The sequence below is a fragment of the Rhodococcus sp. ARC_M5 genome, from assembly GCF_022810405.1.
Taxonomy (GTDB): domain Bacteria; phylum Actinomycetota; class Actinomycetes; order Mycobacteriales; family Mycobacteriaceae; genus Rhodococcoides; species Rhodococcoides navarretei.
This window is the reverse complement of record NZ_JALGQE010000011.1, coordinates 113,402-125,261: the sequence shown is the minus strand read 5'-3', so window position 1 is coordinate 125,261 and position 11,860 is coordinate 113,402. Positions and strand designations below refer to the sequence as shown.

Annotated in this window: 9 protein-coding genes; 8 read left to right on the top strand and 1 reads right to left on the bottom strand. The window is 65.1% G+C overall.

Features of this window, described 5'->3' with window-relative positions:
- Positions 1–51: 51 nt before the first annotated feature.
- Positions 52–1,503: an NADP-dependent phosphogluconate dehydrogenase gene (gndA, locus tag MTX34_RS17755; RefSeq protein WP_243610254.1), complete on the top strand. Its 1,452-nt coding sequence runs from the start codon at positions 52–54 to the stop codon at positions 1,501–1,503.
- A gap of 68 nt (positions 1,504–1,571) precedes the next feature.
- On the opposite strand, the gene MTX34_RS17750 is transcribed toward gndA, so the two are convergent.
- Positions 1,572–2,042, bottom strand: coding sequence for a DUF4262 domain-containing protein (locus MTX34_RS17750; RefSeq protein WP_243610253.1), 471 nt, complete (start codon positions 2,040–2,042; stop codon positions 1,572–1,574).
- Positions 2,043–2,187: 145 nt separating this feature from the next.
- Here MTX34_RS17750 and MTX34_RS17745 point away from each other — a divergent pair, with 145 nt between their 5' ends.
- The 7 genes from MTX34_RS17745 (at position 2,188) to MTX34_RS17715 (ending at position 11,830) form a co-directional block, all read left to right on the top strand.
- Positions 2,188–3,492 carry a DEAD/DEAH box helicase gene (locus MTX34_RS17745; protein WP_243596174.1) on the top strand — a complete coding sequence of 435 codons (1,305 nt, stop codon included), beginning with the start codon at positions 2,188–2,190 and terminating at the stop codon, positions 3,490–3,492.
- The gene (locus MTX34_RS17740; protein WP_243610252.1) at positions 3,489–4,388 is read left to right on the top strand and encodes a DMT family transporter; all 900 of its coding nucleotides are present in this window, start codon (positions 3,489–3,491) and stop codon (positions 4,386–4,388) included. Before MTX34_RS17745 ends, MTX34_RS17740 begins: the two co-directional genes overlap by 4 nt.
- Before the next feature lie 11 nt (positions 4,389–4,399).
- Entirely contained in the window at positions 4,400–5,836 is a 1,437-nt protein-coding gene (locus MTX34_RS17735; RefSeq protein ID WP_243596172.1) for a GuaB1 family IMP dehydrogenase-related protein, read from the top strand.
- 330 nt (positions 5,837–6,166) lie between these two features.
- A complete protein-coding gene (locus MTX34_RS17730) occupies positions 6,167–7,546 on the top strand; it encodes a hemolysin family protein (RefSeq protein ID WP_243610251.1) in 1,380 nt (459 codons plus the stop codon).
- Complete coding sequence (locus MTX34_RS17725) at positions 7,539–8,675, top strand: hemolysin family protein (protein WP_243596170.1); 1,137 nt, start codon at positions 7,539–7,541, stop codon at positions 8,673–8,675. Before MTX34_RS17730 ends, MTX34_RS17725 begins: the two co-directional genes overlap by 8 nt.
- A complete protein-coding gene (locus tag MTX34_RS17720; RefSeq protein ID WP_243596169.1) occupies positions 8,676–9,590 on the top strand; it encodes a 3-methyladenine DNA glycosylase in 915 nt (304 codons plus the stop codon).
- A 65-nt stretch (positions 9,591–9,655) separates the two neighbouring features.
- Positions 9,656–11,830, top strand: coding sequence for a malate synthase G (locus MTX34_RS17715; protein WP_243596168.1), 2,175 nt, complete (start codon positions 9,656–9,658; stop codon positions 11,828–11,830).
- Positions 11,831–11,860: the final 30 nt, after the last annotated feature.

Sequence of the window (11,860 nt, the reverse complement as noted above, 5' to 3'; positions counted from 1 at the left end):
GACCCGGGGGGTTGGCTCGCGCGAAATTGCTCGGCAGGGAAAGCTGTCTGTATGACCTCAGCAGCAGAACCGACAGAACTGGCTCAGATCGGAGTCACCGGACTCGCCGTCATGGGCTCCAACATCGCCCGCAACTTCGCGAACCACGGCCACACCGTCGCATTGCACAACCGCAGTGTCGCCAAGACCGATGCCTTGATTTCCGAGCACGGCTCCGAAGGCACCTTCATCCGCACCGAAACCATCGAAGAGTTCGTCGCCGCTCTCGCGAAGCCGCGCCGAGTGCTCATCATGGTCAAGGCAGGCGACCCCACCGACGCGGTGATCGAGGAGCTTGCAGGCGCGATGGAGGAGGGCGACATCATCATCGACGGTGGCAACGCTCTCTACACCGACACCATTCGCCGCGAGGCGGCCATGAAGGAGCGCGGGCTGCTCTTCGTCGGTGCCGGCATCTCGGGCGGTGAAGAAGGCGCGCTCAACGGCCCGTCGATCATGCCGGGTGGTCCGGCCGAGTCCTACAAGGCACTCGGTCCGCTGCTGGAATCCATCGCGGCACAGGTCGACGGCACACCGTGCTGCACCCACATCGGCCCCGACGGCTCCGGCCACTTCGTCAAGATGGTCCACAACGGCATCGAGTACGCCGATATGCAGTTGATCGGCGAGGCGTACAACCTGTTCCGCGACGCCCTCGGCTACACGCCTGCCCAGGTGGCAGACGTGTTCACCGAGTGGAACAACGGGGACCTCGAGAGCTACCTCGTCGAGATCACCGCCGAGGTGCTCCGCCAGGTCGACGCCAAGACCGGTCAGCCTCTCGTCGATGTGATCGTCGACGCTGCGGAACAGAAGGGCACCGGCCGGTGGACCGTCAAGGCGGCCCTGGATCTGGGTGTTCCCGTCACCGGTATCGCCGAGGCGGTGTTCGCTCGGGCGCTGTCGGGGTCACGGGCTCAGCGCAAGGCAGCCGTCGGACTCGCTTCGGGATCGCTTGCCGACAAGCCCACCGACGCGGAGCAGTTCACACACGACATCAGCCGGGCTCTGTACGCATCGAAGATCGTCGCCTACGCGCAGGGCTTCGACCAGATCGCGGCGGGCAGTGCAGAATACGGCTGGAACTTGCACCCCGGTGACCTCGCCACCATCTGGCGTGGTGGGTGCATCATCCGCGCTCGGTTCCTCGATCGCATCAAGGATGCATACGAGGACAACGCCGAACTCCCCAGCCTGATCCTGGCTCCGTACTTTCGTGATGCCATCGAGAACGCCATCGACAGCTGGCGCCGGGTCGTCATCACTGCGGCCTCGCTGGGCATTCCGGTGCCGGCGTTCGCGTCCTCGCTCTCCTACTACGACGCATTGCGGGCAGAGCGTCTACCGGCCGCTCTGACGCAGGGACAGCGGGACTTCTTCGGGGCGCACACCTACGAGCGAACCGACTCGGAAGGCAAGTTCCACACTCTGTGGAGTGGCGATCGTTCCGAGGTCGAAGCCTGACCCACCGTTGTCCATCGGGGGCGCTGCGTGCAGTACGCAGCGCCCCCGATGCACCACCGGGAATTCGGTCAGATGGGCACCGGCCCGAGGACCGGTTGGACCACCGTCGACGGGATGCCCTCCCAGGGCAACGAACCTTCCAGATCCATCCACACCGCCTGCACGGCGCTGAAGCAGCCCTTGCCGTACAAGTCGGATGCCGTGTACAGGATGTCTGCACATTCCGGTACATCGATCGTGAACAACTCGAATCCTGCTGCTGAGCAACCGATTCCGGCTTCGAGTTCCAGCATCCCCGAAGCCACCGACGCGCCGAGCGCGTTCAGTATTCGAGAGGACTCGGTCGGCCCACGCCCCGTCAGGACTATTTCCGGACTCCCGAAGTCGGTGAGGCCGACGGTGTAACAGAACGCCGGGTGGATACCCTCCCGGTCGACCTCGGATTCCACGTACTGCAGAGCCCACCCGAATTGCTCCATGGTGCGCCTGACGTCACCGATGTACTCGTCGACGCCGAAGCCTTGACACATCTTGCACATAGCTCCCCCACCCTCTGCGTGCGATCGCCCCCTCGGCAATCGCGATGTCGAACGCGACTCGAACGTGCGTTCTACACGGAGTATCGCGTCGGGTACCGACAAGAAGATTCCGACGCGTGATCGACGCAGCGGTAGGGTCACAGCCATGCCGGGTCAATCCGTTCGATCGTTCGCAGACCTGGGACTGCCTGTGGTTCTCGTCCACTCGCTCAGGAAAGCGGGTGTCTCCGAGCCGTTTCCGATCCAGTCCGCAACCCTGCCCGATGCGCTTGCCGGTCGCGACGTACTCGGACGTGCTCCGACCGGGTCGGGAAAAACGCTGGCGTTCGGACTCCCGCTTCTCGTTCGGCTTGCCGGCCGTCGCAGCGAGCCCGGTGCACCGCGCGGACTGGTATTGGCACCCACTCGTGAATTGGCGCTCCAGATCCACGAAGTCCTCGACGTCCACGGTGCGACGTTCGGCCTGCGCAGCGTCGGTGTGGTCGGCGGGGTTCCGCTCGAGCGCAACGTCCGAGAGATTCAGCGCGGAATCGACATCGTTGTCGCCACCCCCGGTCGTCTCAACGATCTGCTCGAGCGACGTTCGATCGCTCTGGATCGCGTGGAGGTGACGGTGATCGACGAGGCGGATCGCATGGTCGACATGGGATTTCTGCCTCAGATCGAGTCGCTTCTCGGCGCGACACCGGCCGTCGGCCAGCGGTTGCTGTTCTCGGCGACCCTGGACGAGGACGTCGACCGTCTGGTCGAGAAGTTCCTGACCGATCCGGCCGAGCATTCCACAGCGGAGTCGGTCAGTGAGCCCGACATTGCGCACTACGTGTTCAGGATCGACGCTGCACGCAAGACCGACGTGGCGGCCGCACTTGCCAACAGAGACGGTCGCACGTTGTTGTTCGTCCGCACGACCCATGCGGTCGATCGGCTCACCGATGACTGTCGACGGTTGGGTGTACCGGTATCGTCGTTGCACGGCAACAAGACTCAGGCGCATCGAACACGTTCGCTCGCCACTTTCGGGGACGGCGAATCGACTGCACTGATCGCAACCGACGTCGCAGCCAGGGGGGTACACGTCGACGACGTCACCCTCGTGGTGCACGTCGACCCTCCGCTCGACTCCAAGGACTACGTGCATCGCGCAGGCCGAACTGCACGCGCCGGTGCCAGCGGAATCGTCGTGACGCTGGCAACCGACGAACAGGTCGAGCACGTGTGCGCCATGGCCGACGATGCCGGTGTCTCGGCAACGGTGGTCGATACCGAGACCGATCCCACCTCCTGGCGTCGATTGACCGGCGCGCGTACCCCCATCGGCCGGCCGTTGCCGCCGCAGGCAGCGGAACCACCGCCGCCGCGCGGTTCACGGCGCGGCGCAGGCTCCGTCCGCCACGAGCGGAGCGGCCGGACCGGGGGCAGGCGGGGCGGAAGCAGAGGACGACGCGGGTGACCGCCTCGTGGCTGTCTGTGGCGCTCGCCCTGGTGTCTGCATTCCTGTTCGCCTGCGCGTCGGTGGCGCAGCAGAGCGCCGCAGCCTCGGTTCCCGAGGGGACGTCCTTGTTCTCGGCGCTGATCCGTAGTCCGCGATGGTGGGTGGGCGTACTCGGTGACGGGGGCGGCTTTGCGGTGCAGATCGCTGCGCTCTGGGTCGGTTCCGTCCTCGTCGTGCAGCCCTTGCTCGTGACTGCCCTGCTGTTCGCACTCCCGATGTCGGCGAAACTGGCGGGCCGTGTATTGCCTGGTTCCACCTGGGCGCTCGCTGTCCTTCTGGCCGCCGCCCTTGCGGTGTTCATTGTCGTCGGTGATCCCAGTGAGGGCACTACCGACGCCCCTCTCTCCGACTGGATCGGGCCGCTGATCTGCGCCGCTGTGGTGATCGGCAGCGCTGCCGTGGTCGGGCTGCTGGTGAGCAACCCCGGCGCGCGAGCCCTGCTGCTCGGGGCAGCGGGAGGTCTGCTGTTCGGTCTGGCTGCGGCCCTGACGAAGTTCGTCACCGATCTCGTCGAGAGCGACCTGCTCGGAGCACTGGGTGCCTGGCAGACCTACGCGCTGGTGGGATCAGGAGTCCTGGGGTTCTATCTGCAACAGCGCGCATTTCAGGTCGGGCCGCTGTCGGCGTCACTGCCGGCCGTCACGATCGGCGAGCCTCTCGGTGCGGCGTTCATCGGCATCACGGTCCTGGACGAGCGAATCAGAACCGAGGGGGCTGCACTCCCCACCATTGCCGTGGCGGTGTCCGTCATGCTCGTCACGACGATTCTGCTGTCGCGGACCCAGGCGTCGACGCGCATCGAATCGGAGTCGGTGGCCGGGGCGTCGGCACCGTCGGCTGCGCCCGACCGGTAGTCTCGATCAACGTGCAGTTCCTCGATGGTCATCATCCGCCCTACGACCTCACCTACGACGATGTCTTCCTCGTCCCCAGCCGAACCGACGTCACGTCGCGGTTCGATGTCGACCTCGGTACGGTCGACGGCTCGGGAACGACGATCCCGATCGTGGTGTCCAACATGACCGCTGTGTCCGGCCGGCGGATGGCCGAGACCGTCGCACGCCGCGGAGCGATCGCCGTGATCCCGCAGGACCTCCCCACCGAGGCCGTCGCCGAGACCGTCGCATTCGTCAAGAGTCGTGACCTGATCGCGGACACACCTGTCGTCCTCGGCCCCAATGCGTCCGTGTCCGACGCATTGGCGCTGGTGCACAAGCGCGCACACGGATCGGTCGTCATCGTCGAACACGGCAAGCCCATCGGAGTCGTCACCGAGAGCGCCTGCACCGACGTCGACCGATTCGCCCGGCTCAGTTCCGTGGCGTCTACCGACTTCGTCCGCGTCCCCCGCCATGCGTCCCCCAAGGAAGTGTTCGAGCAGATCGAGGCAGCACATGCACACCTCGCCGTCGTCGTCGAGGACGACGGCACGCTGGCGGGTGTCGTTACCAGGACCGGCGCGGTTCGGACCGGTATCTACGCACCTGCAGTCGATGCGTCGGGGCGGCTGAGAATCGCGGCGGCCGTCGGCATCAACGGCAACGTGGCGGAGAAGGCGACTGCGCTGGTCGAGGCCGGTGCCGACGTGCTCGTGATGGACACCGCTCACGGGCATCAGGAGAAGATGCTCGAAGCCCTCGCTGCTGTGCGCTCACTCGATCTCGGCGTTCCCCTGGCGGCCGGCAACGTGGTGTCTGCCCAGGGCACGCGCGATCTGGTGCAGGCGGGCGCGGACATCGTCAAGGTCGGCGTCGGTCCAGGAGCGATGTGCACGACACGAATGATGACCGGCGTCGGGCGCCCGCAGTTCTCGGCTGTCGCCGATTGTTCCGCTGCTGCAGCCGAACTCGGTGCTTCGGTGTGGGCCGACGGCGGTGTGCGCCACCCGCGTGACGTTGCGTTGGCACTGGCTGCCGGTGCTGCGAACGTCATGATCGGGTCGTGGTTCGCCGGCACCTACGAGTCCCCCGGCGACCTGCGTGTCGACGCGTCCGGCAATCGGTACAAAGAGAGCTTCGGCATGGCGTCCAAGCGAGCCGTTGCCGCCCGTACCGCCACCGACGGAGCGTTCGACCGGGCTCGCAAGGCCTTGTTCGAGGAAGGAATCTCCAGTTCTCGGATGCGCCTCGATCCCGATCGGCCCGGTGTCGAGGATCTGATCGACCACATCTGCGCCGGAGTTCGCAGCACCTGCACGTATGCCGGAGCCCGTTCCCTCCCGGAGTTGGCCGAACGAGCAGTTCTGGGAGTTCAGTCCGCGGCCGGATTCGCCGAGGGACGGCCCCTGCCCTCCGGGTGGTGACGGGCACGCACGGTTAGACTCTCCTACAGCAGACACAGCAGTTCGCGCGGGCCGGCCATCAAAAATCGAGCATTCGATTCTCCATGGCCGGCCGAGCGGTCGGATCCACGGCGAGTGGGACCGCAACGCGAACCGACAGAAGGGAATCAGGTGCCCGAGGCACCCACTATTTCGGTTGCCGTTTCGGCAACTGCAGAGCAGCACGACGACGGTTCCACTTCGGAGGGATCCTCTATCGAGCCGGGAGAGAAACCCGGCGACACCAGATTCGACAGCCACGTGCATTCCGGCGGTGCCGTACTCCTGTCTCAACTTCGGCGGCGCTGAGCCGTGGCAACCATCATCACCATCGTCAGCCTGCTGGGTTTCGTCGCCCTGACTGCAGGCACCGCGCTGTTCGTCGCTGCCGAGTTCTCCCTCACTGCTCTCGAACGCAGCGCGGTCGAGTCACAGGCCGAGAACGGAGACCTGCGCTCGCGCCAGGTTCTGCACGCCCACAAGACGCTGTCCTTTCAGCTGTCCGGCGCGCAGCTCGGCATCACCATCACGACACTGATCACCGGATATCTGGCCGAACCGGTACTGGCGGGCTTCATTCGGCCGGTGGCCGACGCGTTCGGTGCCTCCGAAACCCTGTCGGCCGGCATCTCTCTGGCGGTGGCGCTGATCCTGGCCACGTCGTTCTCGATGATTTTCGGTGAGCTGGTCCCGAAGAACATCGCCATCGCGAAACCGATGTCGACCGCTCGTGTCACCGCCGGTGCGATGGCCGGGTTCTCGCTGATCTTCAAGTGGGCCATCAACGGTCTCAACGGCTCGGCCAACTGGCTGGTACGCCGACTCGGCATCGAGCCGGCCGAGGAGCTGAGATCCGCGCGTTCTCCGCAGGAACTGGGTTCGTTGGTTCGCACGTCGGCGAGGCAGGGATCGATCGACGAGAACACCGCCCGACTGGTGGATCGCTCGTTGCAGTTCGGCGACCGCACGGCGGAGGAGCTGATGACGCCGCGAGTCAAGATCGAAACGCTCGCCACGGACGCAACCGTGGCCGATCTGATCGAAACGGCTGCACGCACCGGATTCTCGCGTTTTCCGGTGGTCGACGGCGACCTGGACGACACCGTCGGCGTCGTCCACATCAAGCATGCGTTCACCGTTGCGGGAGCGAACCGTCGCACGACGACGGTCGAGTCCCTTGCGCGCGACGTTCCCGTCGTACCGTCCAGCCTCGACGGTGACGCGGTGATGGAACGGGTACGCGCCGACGGTATGCAGGTCGCGCTCGTCGTCGACGAGTACGGCGGCACAGCGGGCATGGTCACGATGGAGGATCTGATCGAGGAGATCGTCGGTGATGTGCGCGACGAACACGACGAGCCGGAGCTCGATGTCGCCCGCTCGGGAGACGGCTGGGACTGCGCCGGACTGCTGCGCATCGACGAGGTCGCGTCGGCCACCGGATATTCCGCGCCCGAGGGCGAGTACGAAACCATCGGTGGATTGGTCCTGACGGAGTTGGGTCGGATCCCGAGCGAGGGGGACGCAGTTCTGCTGCCTCCCCCGGCGAACGAGGATCCGCTGGAACGGGACGGCGGATGGGTGGCACGAGTGATTCGGATGGACGGTCGTCGCATCGACCGGGTGGTGCTCCTGCCCGTCGACGCGGCGGCTGTGGCTCGGATGAGATCGGAAGGTGAGATCGATGGGTGATGTCTTCGGAGTCGCTCTCGCCGTTCTGCTGCTCGCCGGTAACGCGTTCTTCGTCGGTGCCGAGTTCGCCCTGATCTCGGCCCGCCGCGATCGCCTGGAGGCGCTACTTGCACAGGGCAAGAAGCGTGCCCAGAGCGTCATCGAGGCCGGTCAGAACCTCTCGCAGATGCTTGCCGCCGCCCAGCTCGGCATCACGATCTGCTCGATTCTTCTCGGTCGTGTGGCCGAGCCTGCGGTGGCACACTTGATCGAGGTTCCGCTCGAAGCGGTCGGCATTCCCGAGTCGTTCCTGCACCCGATCGCCTTCGCCATCGCGTTGACCCTCGTGGTCGTTCTGCACATTCTGGTCGGCGAGATGGTGCCCAAGAACATCGCGATCGCGGGTCCGGAGAGCACCGCCATGATTCTGGTGCCGATCCATCTCCTGTTCATCAAGGTGGCGCGGCCGCTGATCTCGTTCTACAACCTGTGCGCCAACCTGACCCTTCGGCTGCTGCGTATCGAGCCGAAGGACGAGCTGAGTTCTTCGGTCTCGGCGGTCGAGTTGTCGCAGATGATCGGCGAATCGCGATCCGAGGGATTGATCGATGCCGAGGAACATCGCAGGCTGCGGCAGGCGCTCGAGACGTCCGGGCGAACGGTGGGTGAGGTTCTGATTCCTTCCCAGCAGGTTCGCAGCATCGAGCTGTCCGGGCCCGATCACACCCTCGGACCCACTCTCGGCTCCGTCGAACGCGCTGTCATCGAAACCGGATTCTCCCGTTATCCAGTGCGCGACGCCTCGGGCGCGCTCGTCGGCTACCTGCATCTCAAGGACGTACTCGACGACATGGCCGACGAAGCGGCGGGACCGGACACGGTCATTCCCCGCAGCGATGTGCGGGCCCTGCCAATGGTCTCCATCGACACGGTGCTCGACGACGCCCTCACCAAGCTGCGTCGTGCCAGCAGCCATCTGGGTGCCGTACACGACGCGACGGGTGCCACGGTCGGCATCGTCGCGCTCGAGGACCTGGTCGAGGAATTCGTCGGCACGGTTCGCGACGGTACGCACCGGGTGGCCGGTCCTCGCCCGGGTCAATCCTCGCCGAGCGTCGAGTCCGTGACCGCTCCCCCACGGAACGCGTGAATGCACGGCTCGACGTTGCTGACCGAGGCGGAGTGGACCACTCGGCGCGCCGCGCACGCGGCACGGGTGGAGAACCTCGTCGGCGACTATCTCACCGATCGGGGCCACGGCGGCGTTCATCCTGTGCTCGATTTCCTGTTCACTTACTACAGTCACCGCCCGGGCCAGCTGCGCCGGTGGAATCCCGGTCACGGCATCGTCCTCACCGGTGAACGTGCGCGAGATTTCGCGGAGTTCGCGTCCTACGAACACGTGGACACCGACGACGGACCGGGCTACCGAGTGCGATCGGACCTGGTGGAGCGACGCCGATCGAGCATCGAATTCACCCTCGGACTGCTCGCTGCCACCCGAGAGCGACCACCCGTTCTCGGCTGTTTCGGACTGCACGAGTGGGCGATGGTCTACCGCGGGGGCACCTCGGCGCAACGGCACGAGCAGGTGCCGCTGCGGCTCGGACATGACGGGACCGATGCCGTGGTCGATTCGATGACGTTGCGGTGCACCCACTACGACGCCTTTCGGTTCTTCACCCCCGATGCCGCGCCGCGCAATGCTCTCGCGCTGTCCTCGGAGTCGCGTCTGACATCCGAACAACCCGGCTGCATTCATGCCTCGATGGATTTGTACAAGTGGTGCTACAAGTTGGGGCCGCTGATCGATTCCGAGTTCCTCACCGACTGCTTCGAGCTCGCTCTGCATGCCCGAACGATCGACATGCGGGCGAGTCCGTACGACTTGAGCGACTACGACCTCGAACCCATTCGGATCGAGACCGCGGCCGGTCGAGCAGAATACGTGCGCGCGCAGGGGGAATTGTCCAGCGAAGCGGCACCTCTACGCTCGGCGTTGATCGCTCGATGCCAGAATTTACTGATCGGCGGCGAGTTCGGCGTCGGACCTACCGCCGAGTAACATCGACAGCGTTGTCGTGGGGACACCGGTGACCGGTGTCCGTGACCGGAAAGAGTGAGGAATTCATGACCGATCGTGTGCAGGCTGGTGGACTTCAGGTCGCCAAGGTCCTATTCGATTTCGTCGAGAAGGAGGCGCTGCCGGGTACCGACGTAGATTCGGATGCCTTCTGGACCGGTGCCGCGTCGGTGATCGCCGATCTCGCTCCCAAGAACAAATCACTGTTGGCTGTCCGCGACGAGATCCAGGGCAAGGTGGATGCCTGGCACGGTGAGCATGCGGGCCCGAACTACGACCGCGCCGCCTACAAAGCATTCCTGAAGGAGATCGGCTACCTGCTCGACGAGCCGGCCGACTTCCAGATCAGCACCTCCGGTGTCGACACCGAGATCACCACGACGGCCGGCCCGCAGCTCGTGGTGCCGGTGCTCAACGCTCGGTTCGCCATCAACGCCTCCAACGCCCGGTGGGGCTCGCTGTACGACGCGCTCTACGGAACCGACGCCATTCCCGAGACCGACGGAGCCGAGAAAGGCTCGAGTTACAACAGGGTCCGCGGCGACAAGGTCATCGCCTTCGCACGTGACTTCCTGGACGAGGCGCTGCCCCTGAGTTCCGGCTCACACGTCGGTACCACCGGATATGTCGTCGACGCGGCGTCGTTGACGGTGACCTTGGCCGACGGGAACACGGTCGGCCTGAAGGAACCGTCGCAACTGCTCGGTTACCAGGGCACCCCGGACGCGCCGTCGGCGATCCTGTTCGTGCACAACGGCTTGCACTTCGAGATCCAGATCGATCCCGAGAGCCCGATCGGCAAGACCGACGGCGCAGGTGTCAAGGACGTCCTGCTCGAGTCGGCTGTCACCACCATCATGGACTTCGAGGACTCCGTCGCCGCAGTCGATGCGGACGACAAAGTGCTGGGTTACCGCAACTGGCTCGGTCTGATGAAGGGCGATCTCACCGAGGAAGTCGCCAAGGGCGGCAAGACCTTCACTCGCGCGATGAACAAGGACCGCACCTACACCTCGGTCGACGGTTCGGAACTGACGCTGCACGGACGCTCGCTGCTGTTCGTCCGCAACGTCGGCCATCTGATGACGTCCGACGCGATTCTCGACGCCGACGGAAACGAGGTGCCGGAGGGGATTCTCGACGCTCTGTTCACCTCGTTGGCCGGCATGCACTCGCTGACCTCCGACAACGTGCTGTCCAACTCGCGCACCGGTTCGCTGTACATCGTCAAGCCCAAGATGCACGGACCGGACGAGGTCGCCTTCACCGCAGAGCTGTTCGGCCGAGTCGAACAGGTTCTCTCACTGCCGGCCAACACGCTCAAGGTCGGCATCATGGACGAGGAACGCCGCACGACGGTCAACCTCAAGGCGTGCATCCAGGCCGCCTCGGAGCGGGTCGTGTTCATCAACACCGGCTTCCTCGACCGCACCGGCGACGAGATCCACACCTCGATGGAGGCTGGTCCCGTCGTCCGTAAGGGAGCGATGAAGGGCGAGAAGTGGATCGCTGCCTACGAGGACTTCAACGTCGACACCGGCCTCGCCGCAGGCCTCGAGGGCAAGGCGCAGATCGGTAAGGGCATGTGGGCCATGCCGGACCTGATGCACGACATGCTCGAGCAGAAGATCGGCCACCCCAAGGCCGGTGCCAACACCGCATGGGTTCCCTCGCCCACCGCAGCGACCTTGCACGCCTTGCACTATCACAAGGTCGATGTGTTCGCCCGTCAGCACGAGATCGCACAGGCCAAGCGCGCCACCGTCGACGACATCCTCGAAATCCCTCTCGCGCCGTCCACGGACTGGACCGACGAGGAGAAGCAGAACGAGCTCGACAACAACTCGCAATCGATTCTGGGCTACGTGGTGCGCTGGATCGACCACGGCGTCGGGTGCTCGAAGGTTCCCGACATCAACGACATCGCATTGATGGAAGACCGTGCGACGCTACGCATTTCGAGTCAGTTCATCGCGAACTGGCTGCGCCACGGCATCGTCACCGAAGACCAGGTGCGCGAGTCGCTGAAGCGGATGGCCCCGGTGGTGGACCGACAGAACGAATCCGACCCGACGTACAAGCCGTTGGCTCCCGACTTCGACACCAACATCGCCTTCCAGGCTGCAAGCGACCTGATCTTCCAGGGCACCAGCCAGCCCAACGGCTACACCGAGCCGATCCTGCATCGTCGCCGACGGGAGTACAAGTCCGTCAACGCCTGACGGTCTTGCGATCACGTGGGTGAACATCGG

What these genes read in the sequence shown, in the direction of transcription:
- gndA (WP_243610254.1), top strand. Translation starts at nt 52, where the DNA reads ATGACCTCAGCAGCAGAACCGACAGAACTGGCTCAGATCGGAGTCACC.
- MTX34_RS17750 (WP_243610253.1), bottom strand. Translation starts at nt 2,042, where the DNA reads ATGTGCAAGATGTGTCAAGGCTTCGGCGTCGACGAGTACATCGGTGAC.
- MTX34_RS17745 (WP_243596174.1), top strand. Translation starts at nt 2,188, where the DNA reads ATGCCGGGTCAATCCGTTCGATCGTTCGCAGACCTGGGACTGCCTGTG.
- MTX34_RS17725 (WP_243596170.1), top strand. Translation starts at nt 7,539, where the DNA reads ATGGGTGATGTCTTCGGAGTCGCTCTCGCCGTTCTGCTGCTCGCCGGT.
- MTX34_RS17720 (WP_243596169.1), top strand. Translation starts at nt 8,676, where the DNA reads ATGCACGGCTCGACGTTGCTGACCGAGGCGGAGTGGACCACTCGGCGC.
- MTX34_RS17715 (WP_243596168.1), top strand. Translation starts at nt 9,656, where the DNA reads ATGACCGATCGTGTGCAGGCTGGTGGACTTCAGGTCGCCAAGGTCCTA.